This window comes from Roseovarius sp. MMSF_3298 (assembly GCF_030733705.1).
Lineage (GTDB): Bacteria > Pseudomonadota > Alphaproteobacteria > Rhodobacterales > Rhodobacteraceae > Roseovarius > Roseovarius confluentis.
The window spans coordinates 24,533-47,860 of record NZ_JASHIN010000014.1; the positions used below are offsets into that span (position 1 = coordinate 24,533).

General features: G+C 64.6%; 26 protein-coding genes. 8 read left to right on the plus strand and 18 right to left on the minus strand.

Going from position 1 to position 23,328, the window contains the following annotated elements; all coding sequences use genetic code 11:
- Positions 1 to 84: 84 nt before the first annotated feature.
- Both RBB18_RS13450 and dapE read right to left on the minus strand, forming a co-directional pair.
- Positions 85 to 663 carry a TIGR04282 family arsenosugar biosynthesis glycosyltransferase gene (locus tag RBB18_RS13450; RefSeq protein WP_306112263.1) on the minus strand — a complete coding sequence of 193 codons (579 nt, stop codon included), beginning with the start codon at positions 661 to 663 and terminating at the stop codon, positions 85 to 87.
- Positions 663 to 1,820, minus strand: a complete 1,158-nt coding sequence (dapE, locus tag RBB18_RS13455; protein WP_306112248.1) for a succinyl-diaminopimelate desuccinylase — start codon at positions 1,818 to 1,820, stop codon at positions 663 to 665. Before dapE ends, RBB18_RS13450 begins: the two co-directional genes overlap by 1 nt.
- Before the next feature lie 297 nt (positions 1,821 to 2,117).
- Here dapE and RBB18_RS13460 point away from each other — a divergent pair, with 297 nt between their 5' ends.
- Together RBB18_RS13460 and RBB18_RS13465 are read left to right on the plus strand one after the other, a co-directional pair.
- Positions 2,118 to 3,704, plus strand: coding sequence for a Hint domain-containing protein (locus tag RBB18_RS13460; protein WP_306112249.1), 1,587 nt, complete (start codon positions 2,118 to 2,120; stop codon positions 3,702 to 3,704).
- Between the two features lie 2 nt (positions 3,705 to 3,706).
- Complete coding sequence (locus RBB18_RS13465) at positions 3,707 to 4,777, plus strand: Hint domain-containing protein (RefSeq protein WP_103763425.1); 1,071 nt, start codon at positions 3,707 to 3,709, stop codon at positions 4,775 to 4,777.
- A 13-nt stretch (positions 4,778 to 4,790) separates the two neighbouring features.
- On the opposite strand, the gene RBB18_RS13470 is transcribed toward RBB18_RS13465, so the two are convergent.
- From RBB18_RS13470 to RBB18_RS13485, 4 genes are all read right to left on the minus strand, one after another.
- Positions 4,791 to 5,123: a hypothetical protein gene (locus RBB18_RS13470; protein WP_103763084.1), complete on the minus strand. Its 333-nt coding sequence runs from the start codon at positions 5,121 to 5,123 to the stop codon at positions 4,791 to 4,793.
- Positions 5,124 to 5,155: 32 nt separating this feature from the next.
- Positions 5,156 to 5,983: a 2,3,4,5-tetrahydropyridine-2,6-dicarboxylate N-succinyltransferase gene (dapD, locus tag RBB18_RS13475; protein WP_306112250.1), complete on the minus strand. Its 828-nt coding sequence runs from the start codon at positions 5,981 to 5,983 to the stop codon at positions 5,156 to 5,158.
- Between the two features lie 175 nt (positions 5,984 to 6,158).
- Entirely contained in the window at positions 6,159 to 6,758 is a 600-nt protein-coding gene (locus tag RBB18_RS13480; protein ID WP_306112251.1) for a DUF1236 domain-containing protein, read from the minus strand.
- 123 nt (positions 6,759 to 6,881) lie between these two features.
- Complete coding sequence (locus RBB18_RS13485; protein ID WP_306112252.1) at positions 6,882 to 7,808, minus strand: threonine/serine dehydratase; 927 nt, start codon at positions 7,806 to 7,808, stop codon at positions 6,882 to 6,884.
- Between the two features lie 88 nt (positions 7,809 to 7,896).
- On the opposite strand from RBB18_RS13485, the gene RBB18_RS13490 reads away from it, so the two are divergent.
- A complete protein-coding gene (locus RBB18_RS13490; protein WP_103763088.1) occupies positions 7,897 to 8,715 on the plus strand; it encodes an LOG family protein in 819 nt (272 codons plus the stop codon).
- On the opposite strand, the gene RBB18_RS13495 is transcribed toward RBB18_RS13490, so the two are convergent.
- Positions 8,712 to 9,251: an adenine phosphoribosyltransferase gene (locus RBB18_RS13495; RefSeq protein ID WP_103763089.1), complete on the minus strand. Its 540-nt coding sequence runs from the start codon at positions 9,249 to 9,251 to the stop codon at positions 8,712 to 8,714. The two genes, RBB18_RS13490 and RBB18_RS13495, sit on opposite strands and share 4 nt — an antisense overlap.
- A gap of 189 nt (positions 9,252 to 9,440) precedes the next feature.
- On the opposite strand from RBB18_RS13495, the gene RBB18_RS13500 reads away from it, so the two are divergent.
- A complete protein-coding gene (locus RBB18_RS13500) occupies positions 9,441 to 9,608 on the plus strand; it encodes a hypothetical protein (protein ID WP_170067184.1) in 168 nt (55 codons plus the stop codon).
- Positions 9,609 to 9,612: 4 nt separating this feature from the next.
- On the opposite strand, the gene RBB18_RS13505 is transcribed toward RBB18_RS13500, so the two are convergent.
- The 9 genes from RBB18_RS13505 to rpsU form a co-directional block, all read right to left on the minus strand.
- Positions 9,613 to 10,086 carry a DUF2269 domain-containing protein gene (locus RBB18_RS13505; protein ID WP_306112253.1) on the minus strand — a complete coding sequence of 158 codons (474 nt, stop codon included), beginning with the start codon at positions 10,084 to 10,086 and terminating at the stop codon, positions 9,613 to 9,615.
- Positions 10,087 to 10,088: 2 nt separating this feature from the next.
- Positions 10,089 to 11,369: an SDR family oxidoreductase gene (locus RBB18_RS13510; RefSeq protein WP_306112254.1), complete on the minus strand. Its 1,281-nt coding sequence runs from the start codon at positions 11,367 to 11,369 to the stop codon at positions 10,089 to 10,091.
- On the minus strand, positions 11,366 to 11,992 hold the full coding sequence (locus RBB18_RS13515) for a LysE family translocator (RefSeq protein WP_306112255.1): 627 nt from the start codon (positions 11,990 to 11,992) through the stop codon (positions 11,366 to 11,368). The genes RBB18_RS13510 and RBB18_RS13515 overlap by 4 nt, the downstream gene beginning before the upstream one ends.
- 14 nt (positions 11,993 to 12,006) lie before the next feature.
- Positions 12,007 to 12,879 (minus strand): S-methyl-5'-thioadenosine phosphorylase, encoded by an 873-nt coding sequence (locus tag RBB18_RS13520; RefSeq protein WP_306112256.1) that lies wholly within the window; start codon positions 12,877 to 12,879, stop codon positions 12,007 to 12,009.
- Between the two features lie 68 nt (positions 12,880 to 12,947).
- Positions 12,948 to 13,136: a hypothetical protein gene (locus tag RBB18_RS13525; RefSeq protein ID WP_306112257.1), complete on the minus strand. Its 189-nt coding sequence runs from the start codon at positions 13,134 to 13,136 to the stop codon at positions 12,948 to 12,950.
- 281 nt (positions 13,137 to 13,417) lie between these two features.
- Positions 13,418 to 15,661 (minus strand): mechanosensitive ion channel domain-containing protein, encoded by a 2,244-nt coding sequence (locus RBB18_RS13530; RefSeq protein ID WP_306112258.1) that lies wholly within the window; start codon positions 15,659 to 15,661, stop codon positions 13,418 to 13,420.
- Between the two features lie 97 nt (positions 15,662 to 15,758).
- On the minus strand, positions 15,759 to 16,172 hold the full coding sequence (locus RBB18_RS13535) for a universal stress protein (protein WP_274594696.1): 414 nt from the start codon (positions 16,170 to 16,172) through the stop codon (positions 15,759 to 15,761).
- Between the two features lie 143 nt (positions 16,173 to 16,315).
- On the minus strand, positions 16,316 to 17,497 hold the full coding sequence (rlmN, locus tag RBB18_RS13540) for a 23S rRNA (adenine(2503)-C(2))-methyltransferase RlmN (protein WP_306112259.1): 1,182 nt from the start codon (positions 17,495 to 17,497) through the stop codon (positions 16,316 to 16,318).
- A 149-nt stretch (positions 17,498 to 17,646) separates the two neighbouring features.
- Positions 17,647 to 17,853 (minus strand): 30S ribosomal protein S21, encoded by a 207-nt coding sequence (gene rpsU / locus RBB18_RS13545; protein ID WP_007818122.1) that lies wholly within the window; start codon positions 17,851 to 17,853, stop codon positions 17,647 to 17,649.
- Between the two features lie 125 nt (positions 17,854 to 17,978).
- Here rpsU and RBB18_RS13550 point away from each other — a divergent pair, with 125 nt between their 5' ends.
- From RBB18_RS13550 to RBB18_RS13560, 3 genes are all read left to right on the plus strand, one after another.
- Positions 17,979 to 18,662: a COQ9 family protein gene (locus tag RBB18_RS13550; protein WP_306112260.1), complete on the plus strand. Its 684-nt coding sequence runs from the start codon at positions 17,979 to 17,981 to the stop codon at positions 18,660 to 18,662.
- A 245-nt stretch (positions 18,663 to 18,907) separates the two neighbouring features.
- Positions 18,908 to 20,020: an exo-alpha-sialidase gene (locus RBB18_RS13555; RefSeq protein ID WP_306112261.1), complete on the plus strand. Its 1,113-nt coding sequence runs from the start codon at positions 18,908 to 18,910 to the stop codon at positions 20,018 to 20,020.
- Positions 20,017 to 20,568, plus strand: coding sequence for a hypothetical protein (locus tag RBB18_RS13560; protein ID WP_306112262.1), 552 nt, complete (start codon positions 20,017 to 20,019; stop codon positions 20,566 to 20,568). The genes RBB18_RS13555 and RBB18_RS13560 overlap by 4 nt, the downstream gene beginning before the upstream one ends.
- Before the next feature lie 222 nt (positions 20,569 to 20,790).
- On the opposite strand, the gene RBB18_RS13565 is transcribed toward RBB18_RS13560, so the two are convergent.
- A complete protein-coding gene (locus RBB18_RS13565; protein WP_306112633.1) occupies positions 20,791 to 21,420 on the minus strand; it encodes a ribonuclease T2 in 630 nt (209 codons plus the stop codon).
- A 131-nt stretch (positions 21,421 to 21,551) separates the two neighbouring features.
- Here RBB18_RS13565 and RBB18_RS13570 point away from each other — a divergent pair, with 131 nt between their 5' ends.
- Entirely contained in the window at positions 21,552 to 22,319 is a 768-nt protein-coding gene (locus RBB18_RS13570; protein WP_103763099.1) for a DUF1013 domain-containing protein, read from the plus strand.
- Between the two features lie 76 nt (positions 22,320 to 22,395).
- Here the strand turns inward: RBB18_RS13570 and RBB18_RS13575 are convergent, their stop codons facing one another.
- Complete coding sequence (locus RBB18_RS13575) at positions 22,396 to 23,295, minus strand: DMT family transporter (RefSeq protein ID WP_306112634.1); 900 nt, start codon at positions 23,293 to 23,295, stop codon at positions 22,396 to 22,398.
- Between the last annotated feature and the right edge of the window lie 33 nt (positions 23,296 to 23,328).

The following is a 23,328-nucleotide window of genomic DNA, read 5'->3' on the forward strand; positions in this document are numbered from 1 at the left end:
TCTTTTTCTTGCCGGAAATACTCTCGGGGGTCTGGGGGTGAAACCCCAGCCGGTCGACGCGGGCCTTGCCCGTGGCGAAACCGGTCACAGCGCTTTCAGGTCCTCGATCGTATCCACGTCCTGCAACGTATCGACAAGACCGATGCGCGCGCCCGGCAAGGTCTCCCTGCTGTCGGCCAGCGCATGTTCGGTGGACCACCGGACGCCTTGCAGGAAATTCGTAGGGACGCCGCGCGTGCGTTTCATCCCGATCAGCCAGTAGCCGCCATCGGGCGCAGGCCCGAATACTGCGTCGTGCCAGCCAAGCGTGGCGAAAGCGCGGGCGATATGGGCGCGGGTGATGCCGGGAATGTCGCTGCCGATGATGCAGACGGGCCCGGGCGGGCGGGCCCGCATGACTCGGGCCATGCGGGCACCGAGGTCGCCGGGGCCTTGGGGTATGCGCTCAAGATCGGCAGGCCAGGCGCGGCTGGGCATGCCCGCGACGTCCGGGGCGACGGCCAGCGCGAGGTTCCAGCGGGGATCGCGCAGGCGGCGTAGCAGGCGGGCAGTCTGGTGGCGGACCCACCAGGTGGCAGCGATGGGGCCGATATCGCGGGCCAGGCGGGTTTTCACCCGCCCCGGGCGCGGGTCTTTCAGCATGACGACAAGCTGTCGCCGGATCACGCGAAATAGTCTTTCAGAACGCGGGCATAGATTGCCTTGAGCTGTTCGATCTGAGCCACCTCGACACGTTCGTCGACCTGGTGCATGGTCTGGCCCACGAGGCCGAATTCTACCACAGGGCAATGATCCTTGACGAAGCGCGCGTCCGAGGTGCCGCCGCTCGTGGACAGGACGGGCGTGACGCCGGTTTCGGCCTCGACCGCGCTCGACACGAGCTCTGACAGAGGGCCGGGCGGGGTGAGGAAGCTTTCGCCGGAGTTCTTGACCTGCATGTCGCCGCGCACGCCGAACTTGGCGCAAACGTCATCGAGTTCCGATTGCAGCCAGTTCGTCAGGCTGTTGCCGCTATGGGAGTCGTTGTAGCGGATGTTCACGGTCATGCGCGTGGACTCCGGGATCACGTTGGTCGTCGGGTTGCCGGTGTCGATGGTCACCACAGCCAGCGTCGAAGGGTCGAAATGGTCGGTGCCCTCGTCCAGACTGTGCGACGACAGTCGGTCCGCCAGTCGCGCCATGGCGGGCAGCGGGTTGCAGGCGCGGTGCGGATAGGCGGAATGGCCCTGCACACCTGTGAGAGTGATCCAGGCGGACAACGAACCGCGCCGGCCGATCTTCATCATCTCGCCCATGGTTTCGGGGCATGTGGGTTCTCCGACAAGGCAGGCGGTCATTGCCTCGCCTTCGGTCTCCATCCAGTCGAGCAGGGCAAGCGTGCCGTCGCGTGCATCGCCTTCTTCGTCGCCGGTGATGGCAAGGATCACCGCGCCTTCGGGAGGCGTGTCGCGGACGAAGTCGATGGCAGCGGCTGCGAATGCGGCGACGCCGGATTTCATGTCGGTGGCGCCGCGGCCCCACAGTTGGCCGTCGCGAATCTCGGCGCCGAAGGGATCGGCGGTCCAGGCATCTGCATCGCCCACCGGCACCACGTCGGTATGGCCGTTGAAGCCGAAGCTGCGGGTGGCCTTCTTGTCGCCCCAGCGGGCGTAAAGGTTGGCGATGCCGTTGCGATCCACGCGGGTGCAGGAGAAGCCCGCGTCGGCGAGCAGGCGCTCAAGCAGTTGCAGCGCGCCGCCTTCCTCGGGGGTGACCGAGGCGCAGCGCACCAGTTGCGCGGTCAGGTCGACGGGGTCGGTCGGGGCGGAGTTTTGCAGCATTTTGGGTTTCCTGTGACGTTTCGACAGACCTAGCCTGCACGGTTTGTAACCGCAAACCCGCGCCCGGAAAAAAGTTTGTCCTCGGGGCATGATCGATGACGGAAATTCTTAACAAAGCGAAAGAAACGTGTTAGTTGATCCTTAATAAATGACCCGAGGCAGGGCAAAAGAGCAGCTGGGCAAATTGCCCGACACGTTAGCAGGCACAAAAAAACAAGCCGCGACGTGTCAGACCGGACCACCGGAAAAGCCGATTCTTGGCGTGTGCTGACCTTGGACGTACATGAGGTGGGCAGTATGGTCAGGGGCGTTGAAATCCCTATAGACGATCGTGCGTCGGCGGTAGAAATGGCCGAGACGATCTTTGGTGACGGTGTGCAGGTGGTCAGCGCCTCTTACACCGGTGACAAGGACTCTTCGGGGATCTACACACAAGGCAATTCGATCTCGCCGGGGGTAATGCCGTCGGACACCGGGGTGATGTTCTCGACCGGGGAACTGAATGGGTTCACCAATTCGACCTGGTGGTGGTCGAACGATTCCAACCAGTCCAGCCAGACATCGACCAGTTCCAACGGTCCCAACAACGACCCGATGTTCAATGCGGCGGCGGGGGCCCCCACATACGACGCCTCTTTCCTCGATGTCGATTTCATCCCGACCGGGGACGTGATGACGATGCAGTTCGTCTTTGCGTCGGAGGAATTTCCCGAGTACGCGACCGGCGCGTTCCAGGATTTCGTAGGTGTTTGGATCAATGGCACACAGGTTCCGCTGAGCGTGGGAGACGGGGATATCGACCCCAACAACCTGAACGCCGGGTCGAACGCGAACCTTTTCGTCGACAACACCTCGGACCAGTACAACACCGAGATGGACGGTTTCACAGTCACGATGACGCTGACGATCCCGGTCAATTCGGGCGACGTGAACTCGATCCGGATCGGGATCGCGGACGTCACGGACGCCAACTACGATTCGACGCTGATCATCGCGGGCGACAGCGTGCAGACGACGCTGGTGGCGCAGGATGATGTGTCGAACCTGTTTCCGACAGGCGCGAAGACGTTGGATGTCCTGGACAACGACGTCAACAACACCAGCGGCGCACTGACAATCACGCAGATCAACGGTCAGGACGTCGTCGCGGGCAGCACTGTTACGCTGGCCACGGGCCAGACGGTGCTGCTGAACGCGGACGGCACCATCACGGTCGTTGGGGACGGCGACGTGGAGGAAGTCAATTTCACCTACACGGTCGAGAGCACGAACGGGCAGAGCGACACGGGCTTTGTCACGCTGAACTCGATCCCGTGTTTCGTGCGCGGGTCGCGTATTCTGTGCGAGCGCGGCGAGGTGCAAGTCGAAGACCTGCGGGTGGGAGATCTGGTGGCGACACGAGACGACGGCCTGCAACCGCTGCGCTGGGTCGGCCACCGCGAGGTGGCGGGTGCCGGACCCTATGCACCGATCCGCATCTTGGCGGGCACGTTTGGCGATCATGGCGAACTTTGGCTGTCGCCGCTGCACCGGGTGCTGATCCGCGACAGCCTGGCCGAGCTGCTGTTCGGCGAGCGCGAGGTGCTGGTGGCGGCCAAGGACCTGGTCAACGACCGGAGCGTCCGGCGCATCGAGGTCGAGAGTGTGGATTACTTCCATCTGCTGTTCGACCGCCACCAAGTGATCGTGTCCGAAGGTTTGCCGACCGAGAGCTTCCTGCCCGGATCCCAGATCAAGAACAGTTTCGAGGCAGAGGTGCTGGAAGAAATCTGCACCCTTTTCCCCGAAATCGACCCGGAAACCGCCGAGGGGTACAGCCCTGCGGCACGACGGATACTGCGCGGCTTCGAGGCGCAGATCCTGTCCAAGAAATGGGCGGCGTGACAATGGGCTGGATCGGACTGCGAGACCTCAATGACGGTTGGTTCAAACCGGACCCGCGGCTGACGGATACCGGCGCGGACCGGGTGTTGCACCGCGGCAGCCTGGTGGTCGAGACCCGCATCTCGGCCCAGATCCGGCCGCAGACATTGCTGGCGTTCCGTCGGACGTGGCCCATGCCCGGTTTGTTCACGATCCAGGCGTTGCCGCAGGGCGGGATCGTGCTGGTGAACGCGCAAGGCGACGATATTTGCCATGCGACCCTGCCGCTCAAGGGCGACGGGCGGTTGGACATCCTGCGGCTGACCTATTCGTGGGACAGCGCCGAAGGCTGGGCGCGGCTGACGCTGGAGCGGCCCGAGACTGACCAGGTGGAGAGTGTCGCGCTGAATGCCACCTTGCCGCTACCGGTGGACGATCTGAACGCCATCTTCGCGCATGGCTGCAATTTCGAGGTCGACGAGGAGGTCGTGTTCCTCGCGCTTTCGGACAAGATCGAGCCGGTGGGGCCATTGCCCGCACTGACGTCGCAGGTGCCGATCATGACCGATCGCGGGGAGCGCCCGGCGGGCGAGATCCGGCGCGGCGATGTCGTGGTGACGGACGATGGCCAGCGCGTGCCGGTGTTGCAGGTCGTCAAGCGTACCGTGCCCGCGCGCGGCAGTTTCCGGCCCATCCGCCTGCGGGCGCCCTATTTCAAGCTGACGAAGGACATCGTGGTCTCGCCGCAGCAGCGGCTGGTGATGCATGGCAGCGAGGTGGAGTACATGTTCGGCCGCGAGGCGGTGCTGGTGCCCGCGCGGCACCTGGTGAATGACCGCTCGGCGTTCAAGGCCAAGGGGCCGGACCTGGTGACCTATCACCACCTGCTGTTGCCGGGTCACGAAGCGGTGCTGGCGGCGGGATGTGCGCTGGAGAGCCTTTACATTGGCCGGATGCGCCGCAAGCCAGAGGCCATCGCGGCAAGTGTGCTGGCTACGTTCGACCGCAATCGTCTGCCGGAACACGCCAAGCCGGTCTGGCCGGTGCTGAAACCGTTCGAAGCGGTGACGCTGGCGACAAGCCGCGCGGCCTAAACCGCGCGGAAGGTCAGTCGTAGAAGGGCGTCATCTGGGCAACGATCACGGCGTTTTCATCCAGCGCGCGCTGCATCAATTCCGTCTCGTCGTCGCTGATCTCGTGGCCTTCGGCCAACCTCTCGTCGAGCGTGCCATAGCCGGACACGTCAAGCGGCGCGGTGTCGGCCTGTTTCAGGATCGCCACGGTTTCGCGTACCGCCTCGGCCTCGTCTACGCCGGAGGCATAGACCACGAGTGCAGCGCCCGTGGCCTTTTCCGGCAGACCGTCGCCCTGCTTGCGGCCGATCTCGACCAGCAGGGTGAAGACTTGCTGGGGTTTCTTCTTGTCAGGGTCTTTGGCCATGAGGACCTCGTGCCGGGCCTGCCGCGCAGGGATCAGTCGCGCAGAAGTTCGTTGATGGCGGTCTTGGAGCGGGTCTGTTCATCCACCCGCTTAACGATCACGGCGCAATAGAGGTTGAGGTTATTCTTGGTCGGCATCGAGCCCGACACGACGACCGAGTAGGGCGGGACTTCGCCCATGAAGACCTCGCCGGTTTCGCGGTCGACGATCTTGGTGGACTTGCCGATGTAGACGCCCATGCCCAGAACCGAGCCTTCGCGCACGATGCAGCCCTCGACGACCTCGGACCGGGCGCCGATAAAGCAGTTGTCCTCGATGATCGTGGGGCCGGCCTGCATCGGCTCCAGCACGCCGCCGATGCCGACGCCGCCAGACAGGTGCACGCCCTTGCCGATTTGCGCGCAGGAGCCGACGGTGGCCCATGTGTCGACCATGGTGCCCTCGTCCACGTAGGCGCCGAGGTTCACGAAGGAGGGCATCAGCACCACGCCCGGCGCGATATAGGCCGATTTGCGCACGATGCAGTTCGGCACGGCGCGAAAGCCGCCCTCTTTCCACTCGGTTTCGCCCCAGCCCTTGAACTTGCTGTCGACCTTGTCCCACCAGGTGCTGCCCTGCGGGCCGCCGGCCTGGGGCTCCATGTCTTTCAGGCGGAAGCCCAGAAGCACGGCTTTCTTGGCCCATTGGTTGACGTGCCAGTCACCGTTCTCCTGACGCTCGGCCACGCGCAGTTTGCCGCTGTCGAGGGCGTTGAGCGTATCCTCGATCGCCTCGCGGGTTTCGCCGCCTGTGCTGGGCGTGATCTGATCGCGGTTTTCCCATGCGGACTCGATGGCTGTTTCAAGCTGTGCGTTGGACATCTCTGGCGTGCTCCCGTGGCAGGTCGTGTTGTGCTGGAATGCCCTATACGGGTGGACGGGAAAGATCGCAATGCGGCGCTGCGCCGGGCCTTCACCGGCGAAAGCGCAACGGGGACATAAAAAAGCGGGCGCCGCTCTGGGGCGCCCGCCGGTCTGCATCTTGAATTCGTGGGAGTTAGCGTACGATGTAGACCACGCGACGCTCGGCCGGTTCGACCAGCACGGGCACGCCGTTCACGTAGGCGTAGCGATATTCCGAGTCCGGAACTGTCCGCAGGTCCACGACTTCGGGCAGGGTGGCGCCGGTTACGACCTCGCCGTCGAGGTAATAGGGGTCCATCGGGTTGTCGCGCACGTAGACCACTTCGCTTTGAACCGGGTCGATCGGACCGACATAGTTGTCGGCCAGCGGGGTGATGGTGCCGCCGGCATCGACAGTATCGGCTTCGCTGTATTCGTAGGTAACGGTCGGCAGGTTCATGGCGCTGCGGTTCTCGATAACGCGGACCGAGCCGGCATCGGTGGACGCGGCGAGATAGTCGCCATAGGCCCAGCCCTGCGTGCCGTTATAGCTGACCTCGCACCACGAGCTGGCTTCGATGCAGCCCTGAATGCTGACGGCGCCGGCATTGGGGATGACGTCGATCACGGGCTGTGCCGGGCTGGGACCCGCGCGCAGGTTCAGGTCGGTCACGGCGGTCGCGTCGACATCGGCCAACGCGGCGCCCGCGCCGATGGTGCTGACAAGGGTCAGGCTCAGAAGTCGCTTTTTCATGGGTAGTCTTCCTCACTCACATAATCTGCCGTACGGACGGGATGTCCGTCGGCACTCTGAAGCCTCAACGCCGTGATTTCGGAGAGTGTTCCCACGCGGCCCGGCACCGTGGGAAAACGGGCGTCAATCCGCCGATAGCGGGTCCGGTGCGAGGTTGCCGCCGCAGACAAGTACCGCGACCCGTTCATGTTTGTCGGGCTGGTACGCACCGCTGATCAGGGCCGCGAGCGCGGTGGCCCCGGCGGGTTCGACCAACTGTCGGGCGTCTTTCCAGAGCGCGTGCTGGGAAGCGGTGATGGCGTCGTCATCCACGGTCACGGCGGTCACGTCGTTCTGCTGCGCGAGGTCAAGGCAGATCGAGCCGATGCGCCGGGCGCCGAGCGCGTTGGCGGCCACGCCCGAGACCTCGACATCGACGCCTTTGCCCGCCTTTAGCCCGGCGTTCAGCGCAGCGCAGGTTGCAGGTTCGACGGCCACGACCTTGCGACGCCCGTCGAGCCAGGCCAGTGCGCCGGCGATCAGGCCGCCGCCGCCGCCGGCGATCAGGATGGTGTCGGCCTTCAGTCCCTGGTCCTCCCACTCGGCCATGCAGGTGCCTTGGCCGACCACGGTGGCGGGGGTGTCATAGGCGTGGATCTGCATCGCGCCGGTTTCGGCCTCGTATTCCTTTGCGGCATCCAGCGCGTTGGAATAGGCGCCTTCGACCAAGTGCAGGTCGGCGCCCTGGTCGCGGATCAGCGCGATCTTGGCGGGGCCGGCCATTTCAGGCACGTAGATGCGGGCGCGGTGGCCCAGCTTGGCGGCGGCATAGGCCACGGCCGCGCCGTGGTTGCCGCCCGAGGCCGCGACCAGCCCGGCCTTGGGAACGTCCTGTGACAGAAGCGTGTTGAAGGCGCCGCGCGGCTTGAAGCTGCCGGTATGCTGGGTGTGCTCCAGCTTGACCTCGATGGGGTGATCCAAGCCAAAGCCCGACATCTCGGCCGCAGGGGTGCGGCGCAGGTGCGGGGCGATACGGAATTTCGCGGCGGCGATCTCGGTTTTCCAGTCCATTTCAACCCCTTTCGCACGCGCCCGTGGCTAGGCAAATCGTGCGGAACCCTATACGCCTGAGGAAACGAACCCAACAGGGAAGTGCAGGATGAAAGACGACCGCAATAGCCAGTTCCGGGATGCGCATTCCGACCGCAGCACCGCAGCCCAAGTGCCCGACACGCCGCAGACCCGTGCGCCGGCGTACAGGCTGGCCTTTGCCGATGACGATTTCCTGTGCCGTGACGAGCTGCGACCTGTGCGGTTGCAGCTGGAATTGCTGAAGCCCGAGATGATCCTGAACGAACGCGGCATCGAAAGCACGGTGGTGCTGTTTGGCGGCGCGCGCATTCCCGAACCGGCCGTCAAGGACACCGCGCGGACCGAGACGCTGGCGGGCCTGTCACGCTTTTATGACGAGGCGCGCAGTTTTGCGAAGATATTGACCGAGAAGTCGATGCAGAGCTATGGACGCGAGTTCGTCGTGGCCACGGGCGGCGGGCCCGGCGTGATGGAGGCGGGCAACCGGGGCGCTGCCGATGCGGGGGGTACCTCGATCGGGCTGAACATCGTTCTGCCGCATGAGCAGGCGCCGAACGAGTACGTGACGCCGGGGTTATGCTTCAACTTCCATTACTTTGCCATCCGCAAGATGCATTTCCTGATGAGGGCCAAGGCGATCTGTTGCTTCCCCGGCGGGTTCGGCACGCTGGACGAGATGTTCGAGGCGCTGACGCTGATCCAGACCGACCGGATGAAGCGGGTTCCGTTCCTGCTGTTCGGTGAGGAATTCTGGCGCAGGATCATCAACTGGGAGGCCCTGTCGGACGCGGGCACGATCAGCGCCGAGGACCTGGACCTCTTTCAGTTCGTCGAGACCGCCGAGGAGGCGGTGAAGATCATCGACGACTGGTACGAAGAGCTCTAGTCGCCCTCGAACGCGCAGAGCGCGTGGACATCCATGCCGAGCGCTTCGAGCCGGGCGCGGCCGCCGATATCGGGCAGGTCGATGACAAAGGCGCAGCCGACGATCTCGCCGCCCAGCCGTTCGATCAGCCTGATCCCGGCCTCGGCGGTGCCGCCGGTCGCCAGAAGGTCGTCGACCAACAAGACCTTTTCGCCCGGGGCGATGGCGTCGTCATGGATCTCGACGATCGCCTCGCCGTATTCCAGTTGATACTCCTCCGAGATCACGGCGCCGGGCAGCTTGCCCTTCTTGCGGATCGGCACGAAGCCCTTGCCCAGCTGGTGTGCCACCGCGCCACCCAGGATGAAGCCGCGTGCCTCGAGCCCCACGACCTTGTCGATCTCCATCCCAGCATAGGGGTGCAGCAGCTGGTCCACCGCCAGCCGCAACCCGCGCGGGTCTGCGAAGAGCGTAGTGACATCGCGGAACATGATGCCTTCATGCGGGAAATCGACGATGGTGCGGATGTAATCCTTGACCGTTTTCGCGTTGGGCATGGCTGTATCTCCGGTTGGGCCTGTCCGTCTTTGCGTTTGGCGCAACTGGCGCAAAATCGCAAGGTTTGGCTGGGATCGGCGGGGTATTGACGCCCAAGGAATTGATTTACAAGAGGGTTTGCCAAGGCTGCATATGCTTTGTATATACTTTGCGATACTGGTGACGGAAAACGCAAATCAGGAGCTCGCGTGGCCAAGAGTGACGACAAGAAAGCCGGGAAGAAAGACAGCCAGTTGATCCTGCGGCTGAACAAGGATGACCGCGACAGATTCATTGAACTGTGCAAGGAAATGGACACCAGCGCGGCGCGGGAAATCCGCGGGTTCATCCGGAAATTCATCAAGAAGAACGGCTGAGAGCCTACCAAAGTGCGGGCTTCGTCACCATCAGCCAGAAGACCAGTGTGAGTGACGCGAAGGCGGGCCATCCGAGGGCAAACCAGATGCGGTAGGCGCGGTGGGCGGCTTGTGGCAGAGGGGCGTCGGTATGCAGCGCCTCGGCGGCGAGGTTGCGGATGCGGATCTGAAGCCGCACGACAGGTGCCCAGCAGGCGAAGCCGAGAAGGTAAAGCGCGTAGGTGACCAAGAGCCACGGTGCGAAGGGGTCGAACCCGGCCATGTGGATGAGGGCGAGGCCGGTCAGAGGCTGCACGATCCCGGCGGGGGTGGTGAAGAGCCAGTCCGCCACCACCACGCCCGAGGCAACGGAATGGATCGTCTGCACCCGGCCCGTGCGCATCGCCCAGACCATCTGGAACGCGGTGCCGATGCCGGTGCCGAAAAGGACGGTCGAGCTGAGAATATGCAGCCACTTGGTAATGAGGTAGGGATCCATCGTCAGCGCTCGTCCTCGAGAATGAAATGGATTGCAATAAGGGCGAGGATCGGCAGGTTCTTGAGCATACCGCCGAGCGGCAGCAGCCAAAGGCCGGGGGAAAGCAATGTGAAAGCAAAGGTGTAGGCGAGGACCAGCGTGGCCTGAAGCCCGGCGACGAGGCGGGGGCGCCAGCCGCGAAACAGGGCGGCTGCAAGAGCGAGATCCATCAGGCCGCCCAGTCGCGCCATCGCCACGAGGGCCGTGTCGGGCAGAGCTGTGTCCGGAATCAGCGGCAGGAAATCGGCGCGCGGCAGGAAGAGACCCAGAAGGCCGGAGGCCAGCCACAGAAGGCCCAGTACGATGCGCAGGGCCGGGCGGGCGAGGTAGAGCCTGGCGTGCCAGAGATCCTGCGTGCCGGTCGGACGGGCGCCAAGGAAGGTGGAGAAGCCGCGGGGCTTTTCCGGCAGGGTTTCGGTCAGCGTGGCATGGTCGGCCAACACGCCGTTCTGCAACTGGGCGACTGAGGTGGCCGAGATGGGCCCAAGGCGCATGAGATCCCCGACGCGGCCCATCCAAGTGGCCAGCCTGACCGGCAGGCGTAGATGGCGGGTGGGCGGCAGGCCCAACCACGCTCGGAGACCCTGCAGCATTCCGGCTTGCGTGACGGTTTCAGGCCCGCCGATGTCGTGCGGGCCGGGGCCCGGAGGATGGCGCAGCAGGTGATCGACGGCGCGGGCGAGATCGGCGGCGTGGATCGGGTTGAAGGCCTGTTGGCCGTCGCCGATGACAGGGATAGCGAAGGGCAGGGCCGCCAGCGCACGGGCAAGCGAGGAGCCGCCATAGGAAGTCTCGCCCAGGACAAGGCCGACGCGGAGGACGGTTACATCATGCTGTGTCGCGATTTCCTCTGCCTTGTGGCGGAACCGGGCGAAGTCGGTGTCCGATCCGTCGATACCGACGGCAGAGATCAGGAGCACCTGTGCGTCGGGACGCGCGGAATAGAGCGCCTCGGGGGCGATGACGTGAAAGGCGGTATAGACCGAATGGGACGCGTCAAGGACGCCGGCGCTGTTGACGATGTGGGTGATGCCATCGAGGTGGGTGCGCCAGAAGGCGGGATCGTGGGCGCTCGGGTTGGTGAGATCGACCTCCAACGTATTGAAACCCATGTGTTTCAGGCGGGAAGTGCGGCGGGCGCAGGCGAGCACGCTCCAGCCCGCGTCCCGCAGGCCGAAGGCGAGGTGACGGCCGATGAACCCATCGGCTCCGAGGACGAGGACGGTGCCCGGTAGGCTGTTCACGCGGTGCGGCGCAGGGCGGCTGTCATGACGCCCATGCCCATCAGCGCCGCGCCGCCGCCACGGGTGAGCCAAGTGATGACGGAGGGCCGCCCGATGGTTTGACGCAACTTGTCGGCAAGCAAGGCGTATGTCAGTGCATTTATCCAGGCAAGGGCAACGAAGGTAGCAATCAGGATGGCAAACTGCGGCGCTAACGCATTGTCAACGCTTACGAATTGCGGGACGAAGGCGATGAAGAACGCGATCGACTTGGGGTTCAGCGCGGTGACGGCGGCGGCGTGCCAGAAGACGCCCCGCGCGGGTTTCGCGCCGTTTGCCGTGTGATCCAACCCGGTGCTGGGCGGGCTGCGCAATAGTTTGACCCCGAGATAGACGAGGTAGGCCGCACCGATCCATTTCAGGACCGTAAACAGCGTGGCCGAGGCCAGAACGAGCGCACCGAGCCCCAGAAGGGATGCGGTCATCGCGATGAAATCGCCAAGGGCGACGCCGGTGGCGCTGGCGACAGCGACGCGTTTTCCCTGGCTGAGCGCGTAGGACAGGACCAGCAGCACGGTCGGGCCGGGGATCAGAAGCAGCGCGATGGTGGCCGCGACGAATGTCAGCCAGAGGTCTAGGGGCATCGGGTTAAACCTTTCTAAAGGACACGGGCGGCGACGGCGTCCAGGCGCGACACCAGGGCGGGGTCGCGGGCCTCGGGCGCGGTGAGGATGGCATGTTCGAGCGCGCGGTCGCAGCCATGGGCACAGGCGTCACGGTCGTCCGATCCCAGCAGTCCGGGCAGGCGGGCAACCATGTCGCGGGCCTTGTCGGCGTTGCCCAAAAGGGTGGCGATGATCTGCGTGACGTCGACCTCTCCGTGGTCGGGGTGCCAGCTGTCATAATCGGTGATCATGGCGACGGAAGAATAACAAAGCTCGGCTTCGCGGGCGAGCTTGGCCTCGGGCATGTTGGTCATGCCGATGACGTCGGCGCCCCAGCTGTCGCGGTACATTTTCGATTCCGCCAGCGTGCTGAATTGCGGGCCTTCCATGGCGAGGTACGTGCCGCCCTCGTGCACGGTCACGCCGGCCGCGCGGGCGGCCTCGGCGCAGGCGGACCCAAGCCGCGGACAGGTCGGATGTGCGATACTGACATGGGCGACGCAGCCCTGGCCGAAAAAGGAGCTCTCGCGCGCGACAGTGCGGTCAATGAACTGATCCACAATGACAAAATCGCCCGGCGCCAACTGTTCGCGGAACGAGCCGCAGGCGGAGACGCTGATGATGTCGGTCGCGCCCAGACGCTTCAGCGCGTCGATATTGGCGCGGTAAGGCACCGTCGAGGGGCTGTGCACGTGGCCGCGCCCGTGACGGGGCAGAAAGGCCATGTAGGTGTCGCCCAGCATACCCGTAAGGATCTGGTCGGAGGGCGCGCCCCAGGGGGTGTCCACCGTGACCCATTCAGGGTGTTGCAGGCCGTCGATCTGATAGAGGCCGGAGCCGCCGATCACGCCGAGATAGGATGTCATGAGTGTCCTTTCCGCTTTGCCACAGCGAATACCGTGCGACGCGGAAATTCAACCCTGTAACGACGGTATCAGGCGCCGGCACCCAGCGTGCAGAGATCGCCGCGACCGATCAGCGAGGTGACCATCGGGCCCTGCTCGGTGTCGCGGATGGCAAAGCCGTAACCGCGCAGACGGAACTTCCATTCCCGGTCAGAGATGCAGCGTTGGCGTTCTTGCATCACGAAATCGCGGATGTCGTTTTTGGTTTCAAATCCCATCGTTTCCTACCCTTCCACAAATAGGTTGATGAAACGGGGATAATCACGCTGAGTGGCGGCAATCGTCCCGAAATGTGTCACGAAAAAGATTTCTGCACATTGTGGGCGCAAGGGTTAACGGGCCGCCTTGCCGTGAAAACGTGACGTCGGTATCGCGTCGGTATTCCAGTGGTATCGCGACGGTGCGATTTTTGCACATTTGGCGGGTTAACGGACCGCACGGTGTCGCCCGGAAAATGCAAATTTTCCGGGGCATTCTCTGCGCATGAAATGTCGCCCCGTCAGACGTCCGCGTCGTCTTCCATGTCGAGATGAGGATCCTTGGTTTTCTTCGTGTCCTTCGCCGCGGGCTGGCTGGACCCCTCTATCGTTTTGGCCTCGTCCGCGTTGCGGTCGAGGCGCAGGTGGGTGGCGGTGCCGTCCTTGTCCTCGCCGAAGTAGACGGTTTGATGCGGGAAGGGGATCTCGATGCCGCGCTCGTCCATGATCCGCTTGCAGATCTCGTTATAGGCGCGGCCGATGCCCCATTGCGTGCCGGGCACGGTCTTTATCCGGGCGCGCAGGACGACGGCGCTGTCGCCGAGGGCTTGCACGCCGAACCATTCGAGATCGCCGGTGATGCTCTCACCGGCTTCGCTTGCCCGCAACTCCTCGAACGCGTCGACCATGGCATCCTTGCCGTCGTTGACGTTCTCGCGGTAGGCGATGCCCACATCCGCGACGAAGTAGGAATAATCGCGCACGTAGTTCGACACCATGTCCACGGACGAGAACGGTATGACGTGCACCACGGCGTGCAGGTCGCGCAGGGTGACCGAGCGGATGGTCAGCTTCTCGACCGTGCCGGTGGTGCCGCCCAGCGTGACCACGTCGCCCACGTTGATGGCGTTTTCGAACTGGATGAAGATGCCGGTGATGATGTCCTGCACCATTTTTTGCGCACCGAAGCCGATGGCCAGGCCCAGCACACCGGCGGAGGCGATGAGCGGGGCGATGTCGACGCCAAGTTCGGCCAGAACGAACATCAGGATGATGACCAACAGTGCGATGGTGGCGGCGTTGCGCAAGAGCGTCAGGAGCGTGATCTCGCGCGAGGTTGGGGCGCTGCCGAACTCGGCGTTCAGGCGGTAATCGACCCAGGATACCAGCGCGAGCCACAGGATCGCCCCGGTCAGCAGGATGAAGGCGATGCTGACGATGGCGCCGGCGGCCCAGGTGCCGAATTCGCTGCGCATGAAGCCGGAAATGTCCCACAGCCCGATGGCGTCGAGCGCGAAGGCCAGAACGCCGATCACGATGAAGACACGCACGATCTGGATCACGCGGCCAAGCAGCGAGTTGATCCGCGGCTCGAGCGTGGGCATCCGGCTGCTGAGGTTCATCGGCATGTGCATTCCGCGCACCGCAAAGCGTGACAGCCCGCCCGAGAGCAACACCCCGAGGATGATGATGCCGATCACCTGGGCCGAGTTCAGCAGCAAGGGCAGGATCAGTCCATCGGGCCGCGCGGCCACGATGACGGCAAGGCCGGCGAGATAGAGCAACACGGGAATGTACCAGTTGCGCCCGATGAAGCGCAGGGCGCTGGGCCGCTCTTCGGGGGTGGGGCCGAGGATCCAGCCCGCCACGTCCTTGCGCGAGCGGACCACCAGGATGGCGGCCATGGCGATAGCGATGAAGGCCAGCAGGGTCGAGATGCCGCGCCCGGCGGCATAGGAGGCCTGCCGGTTCACGATGGGGACGATCAGAAGCTGGCCGTAGCCGATCACGGAGGCAATGGCGCCGAACCACGACGACATGCGGCGGGCGGCGACGTCGGAGATGGCGATGAAGCGCAGTTCGTGGGTTGTGGGCGCGAGTACCGCGCGGAGCGCCACCTTGGCCAGCCCGACAAGCAGAAAGGCGTTGAGATAGAGCGTCTGGCGCACGCCGATGACACCGGTTTCGCCGTAAAGATAAAGCGCGACGAGATAGCCCAGGCCCCAAGCCGCAAGGACCACAAGGATGTCGATAAGCGTGGTGGCCGCGACTACCGCAAGGGTGCGCACGAAGCCCCAGTCATGGGCCTTGTCGCCCATGCGGCGATAGATCAGCTTCGCGCCGGCGCGCAGCAGGAGATAGGAACCAACGGTGACGACGATGACCACGGCGAGCGCCTGGAGCGCCTCCCACAGCACGTCGACTTGCCCGCCATCGAGCGCCATGAGCGTGTTGGGCAGGGCGACGACCGCACCGAAAGCGGAGCCGATGGAGGTGGCGGCGGTTTCGAAGAACGACTTGGTGAAATCGGCCAGCTGGCGACCGATGGAGGTGTCTTCCTCGGGATCGACGACCTCGTCGGCGGTGGTGGTTTCGGCAGCGCCGCGCAGCGACTGGATCAGTGCATCGCGCGCCTCGGGGTTTTCGAGCAGGTCAATGAGCTGCTGTGCCTCGGCGGAAGGCACGTTGGCCTCTTGCGCGCTGGCCGGCGTCAGGAAAAACAGGCCGAGCGCGGCCACGAGCAGAATACGGGTCAAAAGAAACATCGGTCGTCCAGTGCTGGTCTTCGGTTTGCGAGACACTTAGCACTGTCACTCTTGATCGCAACCTTGACCTTGGTGGGGTGTCAGGCAGCCCGCGGGATCAGGCGCGCACCACGTAGACCGAGCACTTGGCGTGGGTCACGACGTGGCTGGCCGTGGTGCCGAGCAGGTAATCCTGCACCTTGGGATTGGCGGAGTTCATCACGATGACATCCACATTGCGCTCGCAGGCAAGCTTGACGATCTGGCGGTGGATCGCGCCTTTGCGCACCACGGTTTCGACCTCGACCCCGTCAGCGGGGTTGTCCTTGATGAATTTCGCCAGTTGCTGGGACCAGTACGCCTCGGAGTCGCGGATGTTGAGGTTTCGCTCCATCTCAGGGGCGACGGTGGCCACGATCAGCTTGGCGCCACGGCGCTTGGCCATTGCGACGGCCTCTTCATAGGCGCGGGTGTGGGTTTCGAGGTGGCGCAGGTTGACGGGGCAGAGAAGAAGTTCGGTGTCGGAAGCCATCGGGTGTTCCAAATGATGCAGTGTGGATGAAAAGGGCGGGATGGCGGGCGGCAGGGGGGAAAAGAATCAAAGGGTCCCCCGGCTTGGTCCGGGGGTTTAAGAGATGCGACGATCCCGGGTCAAGCCCGGGATGACGTGAATTTTCACAGTCCGGCCTCGGCCTCGATTTCGCGGCGGGACTTGCGCTGACGCTCGGTGGCGGATTTGAGCTGTCCGCAGGCGGCCATGATGTCCTCGCCCCGCGGGGTGCGGATGGGCGAGGCGTAGCCGGCCTTGTAGATGATATCGGCAAACTTCTCGATCCGGTCCCAGTCGGAGCGCTGGTGCGGGGCGCCGGGCCATTCGTTGAACGGGATCAGGTTGATCTTGGCCGGGATGCCCTTGATCAGGTTGATCAGGCGGCGGGCATCCGCGTCACTGTCGTTGATGTCCTTGAGCATGACGTACTCGAACGTGATCCGCTCGGAGTTCGACGCCTTGGGATAGGCGCGCAGCGCATCGAGGAGCGCGGCGATGTTCCATTTGCGGTTGATCGGTACCAGCTTGTCGCGCACCTCGTCGGTGGTGGCGTGGAAGGAGACGGCCAACATGCAGCCGATCTCCTCGGCCGTCTTGTGGATTTCGGGCACGATGCCGGACGTGGAGAGCGTGATGCGACGGCGGGAGAGCGCAATGCCTTCGCCGTCCATGGCGATTTTCATGGCGTCGCGGACGTTGTCGAAATTGTAGAGCGGCTCGCCCATGCCCATAAGCACGATGTTGGACAGAAGGCGCGGGCCATCGGTGCCCATGCCGACGCCGGGCTTGGGCCATTCATCGAGGTCGTCGCGCGCCAGCATGACCTGGCCGATGATTTCACCGGCGGTCAGGTTGCGCACCAGTTTTTGCGTGCCGGTGTGGCAGAAGGAGCAGGTGAGGGTACAGCCGACCTGGGAGGAGATGCAGAGCGTGCCGCGGTCTTCCTCGGGAATATAGACGGTTTCCACCTCGTGCCCGCCGGCGATTCGGACGAGATACTTGCGGGTGCCGTCGGCGCTGATCTGGCGGTCGACGATCTCGGGCAGCTCGATGATGAATTTCTCGGCCAGCTCGGCGCGGTAGGCCTTGGAGAGGTTGGTCATGGCGGCGAAATCGCGCACGCCCCATTGGTAGATCCACTGCCAGATCTGGTTCACGCGCATCTTGGCCTGCTTTTCCGGGGTGCCGTGGGCGATCAGGGTGTCGCGCAGGGCGTCGCGGGTGAGGCCGACAAGGTTGATCGGCCCCTCGGGCTGCTTGCGGGGGATGGTCAGGACATCCTGGGTGATGGGCGCAGAATCGGTCATCGGATAGATCTCAACGGGTTCAGGTTGCGCCATCATATAGGCGCGGGCGGCTGATTCCAAAACGGGGATTGCCCCCTCGAATAAAGACAAACCCCCGAAGCGGCTGCCCGGGGGTCGTCTTGACAATGCGTGTGGCCGTTGCGGCGGTCTTACAGGAGACCTTCGCGCTGGGCCTTCTTGCGTGCGAGTTTGCGGGCGCGGCGGATAGCCTCGGCCTTTTCGCGCGCTTTTTTCTCGGACGGTTTCTCGAAATGTTGCCGAAGCTTCATTTCACGAAAAACGCCCTCACGCTGCAGTTTCTTTTTCAGGGCACGAAGCGCCTGATCGACATTGTTGTCGCGAACACTGACCTGCATGTGGTTGTCACCACCTTTCTAGGTTAAAGTTGCATAAAGTGCAGGAAGTGGCCGTATAGCAAAGCCGTCCTAGTTTGTCTAGGCGAAGGATGCCGATGCAGATCAGCACGAAAAGGAGCCCCGGAATGAGTGATCCCGACGTGAAAACGCAGCTTTTGGAAGCGGCAAAACCGCATGTGGCCTTTGACGGATGGACCGAGGCCACGTTCCGCGCCGCGGTGGAGGATGCCGGAGTGTCCATGGGCGTGGCGCGCGCGGCATGCCCGCGCGGCGCCGTCGATCTGGCGCTGGCCTTTCGCGAGGAGGGCGACGCGGCGATGCTGGAGCGGATGGCGCGGGAAGACCTGAGCCAGATGCGCTATAGCGAGCGGGTCGCGGCCGCCGTGCGCTATCGGCTGGAGGCGGTCGAGGACAAGGAACTGGTGCGCCGGGGCGTGACGCTGTTTGCGCTGCCGCATCACGCGGTGGACGGGGCCAAGGCGGTCTGGGGCACCTGCGACAAGATCTGGGAGGCGCTGGGCGATACCTCGGACGACGTGAACTGGTATACGAAGCGGGCGACGTTGTCGGGGGTCTATTCGTCGACCGTACTGTACTGGCTGGGCGACGAGAGCGAGGGACACGTGCGGACCTGGGAGTTCCTGGACCGGCGGATCGAGGACGTGATGCGAATCGAGAAGGTCAAGGCGAAGGCGCGGGAGAACCGCGTGGTGAGCGGGCTGATGGCGGGGCCGTTGTCGGTGTTCTCGAAAATCAGCAAGCCCGCGCCGGGGCGGACCGGCGGGTTGCCGGGGCGGTGGACACGGTAGAGACGGCGGTGGGTTATTGCCCACCAAAGGTGGGTTTTCACCCACCCTACGTGACATCGGCTATTGGTGCGCCCGGTGACGTCTGTCGGGGCCTCCGGCGGGGATATTTTCAGCCAGAGGAAAAGAGTGGCTCCAAGGGCTGGGTGGCGGTGTGATCGGGCGCTGTTTGTTGCTTTTTCCGGGCGGGCTGATACCACGGATCGGATGACGGGGTTCTGGAAACGAGGCAAGCTGAGGCGATGGGCATGGCGCAGGTGGTGATCCTTTGCCTGATGGCGGTGAGCGTGGGCCTAAGCGCCTGGGCCATTGCGCGAGATGTGCCGCCGGTGTGGCGCTTTGCCGTGCCGGGGGCGGTGCCGACGGAGGGGGATCCGGCTTTCGAGACGGTCTTTGAGTATGATGTCGGAGAGGGGCAGGCGCATTCGGCATCGGTCGTGGTGACCGAGGGCGGCTTTGACGTGCTGTGGTTCGAAGGCTCGCAGGAGGCGCAGGCGGATGTGGACATTCACGGTGCCGCATTCAGGCACGGGTCGGAAGGGTGGCAGGCGGCCGGGCGGGACGTGCGGATCACGCGGGCGGCGCTGGGCGAGGCGATGAACCCGCCGCAGCTGGTGGTGACGCTGGGCAATACGGTGGAGAACGAGGCGAAACGGGGCCATGTGTTCGCCACGGTCGTGTCGGTGGGGGGCTGGGCGATGGCTTCGGTCGCCGATGTGGAGATGGGAGCGGCTGGGCCAGTGCGCGCCCGCAAGCTGAACCTTTCGCCTTTTCTGAACCGGTCGCACCTGGTGAAGTCGCCGATGGTGCAGTTTGCCGACGGGAGTATGGGGTTGCCGGCCTATTTCGAGATGGGGGCGGCGCATGGAGTCTTGGTGCGGTTGGGGCCGGGCGGCCGGGTGCGGGATACGGCGCGGATGACCGGGGCGGGCCAGCCGATCCAGCCGATGATCGTGCCCTTGGGCGAGAACCGCGCGGTGGCGTGGCTGCGAGATTTCGCGCCGTCGGGGAAGCTGCTGGTGAGCCATACCGAGGATGGCGGGCAGAATTGGTCCGAGGTGGTGGCTTCGGACATGCCGAATCCGAGCGCGCCGGTGGCGGCGCTGCCGCTGGGCGGTGGGCGCATCCTGATGGCGGCGAATGACGACCCTGGTGGGGGGGACCGGCTTCGGCTGCTGTTGTCGGAGGATGAAGGGGACAGCTGGCGCGTCTTGCGGGAGCTTGAACCGAACGGGGCCGGGGCGCGGTATCCGATGTTGCGGCGGCTGAAAGGGGGCGGGATCGCGCTGGTCTACTCCGTTGGCAACAAGACGGGGCTTCGGGCGCATGTGCTGAACGGTGCCTGGGTGGCGACGCAATGAGCGGGCTGGGTGCGACGGTGGGCGTGGCGGTGGTGCTGGGCTGGGTGGTGTTTGCCCTGAGCGGGCTGGTGCTGTCGTCGTCCCTGGCCGCCGGGCTGGCGATGGTGGCCGCTGTTCTGGTGGGCGTTTTGTGGCGCGACACGGTGGCGTTGAATGGCGCGGTGGCGGTGCTGGCGCCGTTCGGGGTGATGTTGCCGGCGTTGGCGCTGCGGCATGTGGCGGTTTCCTTGGGTTGGGACGTGCCTGGGTTTTCGGGCGTGGAGATTGCGGTGTTCCTGTGCGCCTACGTGGCGTTCCTGGCGTGCGCGTTCGGAGTGATCCCGGTGGATGTGTACCGGTTTGGCTATGCGCCGTGGCCGGTTGCGGAGATGGTGCTGGCGGTGTGCCTGTACGCGCTGGTGACGGGGAACTGGTTTCTGGCGGGGGTGGCCGTTCTGGGGCAGCTGGCGTGGGTGATGGGCTGGGGCAGCAGCAACTGGTTCGACTTGGTGCTGCACGTGCTGCTGGTGCCGGTGGCGGTTGTTGTGCTGGTGCTGCGGGTGGTCTGACGCAGGTGGCGGGCGTGAGGACGCTGCGCAAGCGGGATTTTGCTGCCGCTGAGAATGGCTTCATGGAGCCCGGGGTGACGTATATCGTAGGGTGGGGTTTTACCCCACCATCCCCGTCGTGGTAAAACCCCACCCTACATGGGCTGTGACACGTCCGCTTCGTCCGCAAATCGGTTTTTTCAAGGTGTCAAAGGTTGCAGGCGTAGAATGCGAAGGCTGGCTTCATCGAATCGGATCGAACAGCGCATCGTCCAGTGTGCAGTCGCGGATCACGTCGCGGCCGCAGGGGACTGGGGCGAGGTCGCGGGAGAGGCAGATGCGGGCTTCCTGGATGCGGCCCGCGCGGCAGGTGATCGTGATGCCGTCGGGCTCGAGCTTGGGGTTGGCCTTGAGGAACGCTTCCTCGACAACGGAGGCGGGGAGCTTGACCGGGTCTTTCAGTTTGCGAAAGACCTCGGGGCGGGTGATGCGGCCGTATGCGTCTCGTGACAGGGCATAGTAGGCGGGGGCGGAGAGGCCGGAGCAGGTGCCGTGTTTCTTCCATTGGTACCACGCCAGCCCGGAGGTGCCCATGATGTCGGCCATCTCGCCCGTCATGGCACGGGAGGGCGGGCGTTCGGCGGATTGGCAGTGTTCGGGCCAGCCGCGGTGGTATTGCGGCCAGAGCCCGTGCAGCACCCAGCCGTGATCGCGCGACGCGTCGCATTGCGGCGAGCCGCGGTCGTCGCCCTCGAGCGCGCACCAGGTGGGCGACCAGCTGAGCGACAGGACGTAATAGTCGAATTCGCCGGGGCGGTCGTCCTCGGCCAATGCCGTGGTGGCGGAGAAAAGCAGGGCGAAAAGCAGCCGCATGTTCACTCTTTCTTTTTGTGTTCGGGGCTACTATATAGCCGCCAAGTTCCCCGACAACGAGAACCCGTCCCGGCCCCCGGGACCGCCGTTTCAGGCGAGGGGAAAGATATGCGTGAAGGAGCCTTTGAGAGATGTCGAAACCGTTGATGGCCAAGGCCACCGCCGTCTGGCTGGTGGACAACACCACGATCAGCTTCAAGCAGATTGCCGATTTCGTCGGGATGCACGAGCTGGAAATCCAGGGGATCGCCGATGGCGACGTGGCCGCCGGGGTGAAGGGGTTCGACCCCATCGCCAACAACCAGCTGACGCAGGAGGATATCGACAAGGCCGAGAAGGATCCGCTGCACAGGCTGAAGCTGAAATACAATGCCGCCGCCGTGGGCGAGGAAAAGCGCCGCGGGCCGCGCTATACCCCGCTGTCGAAGCGGCAGGACCGGCCGAACGCGATCCTGTGGCTGGTGAAATTCCACCCCGAACTTGCCGATGCGCAGATCGCCAAGCTGGTCGGCACGACCAAACCGACGATCCAGACGATTCGCGAGCGCACGCACTGGAACATCTCGAACATGCAGCCGATCGACCCCGTGGCGCTGGGCCTGTGCAAGCAGACCGAGCTGGACGCCGCCGTGCAGAAGGCCGCCGCCAAGAAGGCCAAGGAAGGCCAGGCGATCGACGATGACGAGCGCCGCAAGCTGTTGTCGACCGAGCAGAGCCTAGAGTCGGATGCCGAGCCGCGGATGCCCACGGCCATCGAAGGGCTGGAGACGTTCAGCCTGGGCGGGGAAGAGACCGCCGGCGAGGACGAGACGGAAAAGGAATACGACGCCGACAGTTTCTTCAACCTGCCCGATGATGACGGCGAGGATGACGAGGACGACGAGGACAACCGGGGTTGACGCCTGCCGGACATCGTTGACGACTGCGAACCGCGTCCGGGAACGGGCGCGGTTTTTTCGTAGGCGGCGCGCGTGATCAGGGAGTGGGCGCGGGGCGGGAGGTGGCCAGCAGGCCCGCGCCGACGATGAACGCGATGCCGAGAGACGAAAGCGTGTCGGGGCGTTCGGTGAAGATGAGCCAGCCCCAGAGGGCGGAAAAGCCGACGTAGGTGAAATCGAACGTGCCGATCACCGCGGGCGGTCCGTTCTGGTAGGCATAGGCGGCGCCGATGCTGCCGATCAGGATGGCGGTGGCGAGGATCGCGATGGTCCGCCAGTCGGCGGCGTCGAGCGTTGTCCATGCAGCGGTGAAGGGCGCGGCTGTGCCCGTCGGGGCAGGCAGGAGGGCGAAGGCGAGGCCGCCCGCCAGGATGAAGGCGACGTTCAGCACGGCGGAGAGCATCAGCGGATGTTCGCCCCGGCAGCGCGTTCCGGTCATCAGCATGGCGATGGCATAGAGCATGGCTGCCTGCAGGGGCAGGAGCGCATAGGTGGACAGGCCCGAGGGCGTGGGCTTGATGATCAGAAGCACGCCGGCAAAGCCGATCGCCACGGCCAGCCAGTGGCGCGGGGCGATGGGGGTGCGGGTGGCCAGCGCGCCGAAGAGCGTGATGAAGAGCGGCGAGGTGTAATAACCCGACGCCGCGACGGACAGGGGCACATGCGGCAGGGCGGCATAGTAGGCGACCCACATGGCGACGAGGATCAGGCTGCGCAGGCTGGTCCAGCCGGGGTGGCGCAGCGCGAAGGCGGACCGCGCGACGAGCGCCATGAGGGCCAGCAGTACGGGCAGCACTAGGGCCGAGCGCAGGATGAACATCTGCCAGAGCGAGATCGCGCCGGATGAGAGCTTGATGAGCGCATCGCCGAGCGCCAGGGCCGCCACCGCGAGGGTGATGACGAGGATGGCGCGGGCGGTGTTGTTCGGGGGTGTCATGGTGTGAACGGCGTGGGTTTTCGCCCAGCAAAG

Excerpts from the sequence above, each read along its gene's own strand:
- RBB18_RS13465 (WP_103763425.1), top strand. The coding sequence starts at position 3,707 with ATGGGCTGGATCGGACTGCGAGACCTCAATGACGGTTGGTTCAAACCG.
- rlmN (WP_306112259.1), bottom strand. The coding sequence starts at position 17,497 with ATGACCGATTCTGCGCCCATCACCCAGGATGTCCTGACCATCCCCCGC.
- RBB18_RS13490 (WP_103763088.1), top strand. The coding sequence starts at position 7,897 with ATGAAAGACGACCGCAATAGCCAGTTCCGGGATGCGCATTCCGACCGC.
- RBB18_RS13485 (WP_306112252.1), bottom strand. The coding sequence starts at position 7,808 with ATGGACTGGAAAACCGAGATCGCCGCCGCGAAATTCCGTATCGCCCCG.
- RBB18_RS13575 (WP_306112634.1), bottom strand. The coding sequence starts at position 23,295 with ATGACACCCCCGAACAACACCGCCCGCGCCATCCTCGTCATCACCCTC.
- dapD (WP_306112250.1), bottom strand. The coding sequence starts at position 5,983 with ATGTCCAACGCACAGCTTGAAACAGCCATCGAGTCCGCATGGGAAAAC.
- RBB18_RS13505 (WP_306112253.1), bottom strand. The coding sequence starts at position 10,086 with ATGGATCCCTACCTCATTACCAAGTGGCTGCATATTCTCAGCTCGACC.
- RBB18_RS13520 (WP_306112256.1), bottom strand. The coding sequence starts at position 12,879 with ATGACATCCTATCTCGGCGTGATCGGCGGCTCCGGCCTCTATCAGATC.
- RBB18_RS13570 (WP_103763099.1), top strand. The coding sequence starts at position 21,552 with ATGTCGAAACCGTTGATGGCCAAGGCCACCGCCGTCTGGCTGGTGGAC.
- RBB18_RS13470 (WP_103763084.1), bottom strand. The coding sequence starts at position 5,123 with ATGGCCAAAGACCCTGACAAGAAGAAACCCCAGCAAGTCTTCACCCTG.
- RBB18_RS13560 (WP_306112262.1), top strand. The coding sequence starts at position 20,017 with ATGAGCGGGCTGGGTGCGACGGTGGGCGTGGCGGTGGTGCTGGGCTGG.
- RBB18_RS13555 (WP_306112261.1), top strand. The coding sequence starts at position 18,908 with ATGGCGCAGGTGGTGATCCTTTGCCTGATGGCGGTGAGCGTGGGCCTA.
- RBB18_RS13535 (WP_274594696.1), bottom strand. The coding sequence starts at position 16,172 with ATGGCTTCCGACACCGAACTTCTTCTCTGCCCCGTCAACCTGCGCCAC.
- RBB18_RS13525 (WP_306112257.1), bottom strand. The coding sequence starts at position 13,136 with ATGGGATTTGAAACCAAAAACGACATCCGCGATTTCGTGATGCAAGAA.
- rpsU (WP_007818122.1), bottom strand. The coding sequence starts at position 17,853 with ATGCAGGTCAGTGTTCGCGACAACAATGTCGATCAGGCGCTTCGTGCC.
- RBB18_RS13530 (WP_306112258.1), bottom strand. The coding sequence starts at position 15,661 with ATGTTTCTTTTGACCCGTATTCTGCTCGTGGCCGCGCTCGGCCTGTTT.
- RBB18_RS13460 (WP_306112249.1), top strand. The coding sequence starts at position 2,118 with ATGGTCAGGGGCGTTGAAATCCCTATAGACGATCGTGCGTCGGCGGTA.
- dapE (WP_306112248.1), bottom strand. The coding sequence starts at position 1,820 with ATGCTGCAAAACTCCGCCCCGACCGACCCCGTCGACCTGACCGCGCAA.
- RBB18_RS13480 (WP_306112251.1), bottom strand. The coding sequence starts at position 6,758 with ATGAAAAAGCGACTTCTGAGCCTGACCCTTGTCAGCACCATCGGCGCG.
- RBB18_RS13515 (WP_306112255.1), bottom strand. The coding sequence starts at position 11,992 with ATGCCCCTAGACCTCTGGCTGACATTCGTCGCGGCCACCATCGCGCTG.
- RBB18_RS13495 (WP_103763089.1), bottom strand. The coding sequence starts at position 9,251 with ATGCCCAACGCGAAAACGGTCAAGGATTACATCCGCACCATCGTCGAT.
- RBB18_RS13550 (WP_306112260.1), top strand. The coding sequence starts at position 17,979 with ATGAGTGATCCCGACGTGAAAACGCAGCTTTTGGAAGCGGCAAAACCG.
- RBB18_RS13565 (WP_306112633.1), bottom strand. The coding sequence starts at position 21,420 with ATGCGGCTGCTTTTCGCCCTGCTTTTCTCCGCCACCACGGCATTGGCC.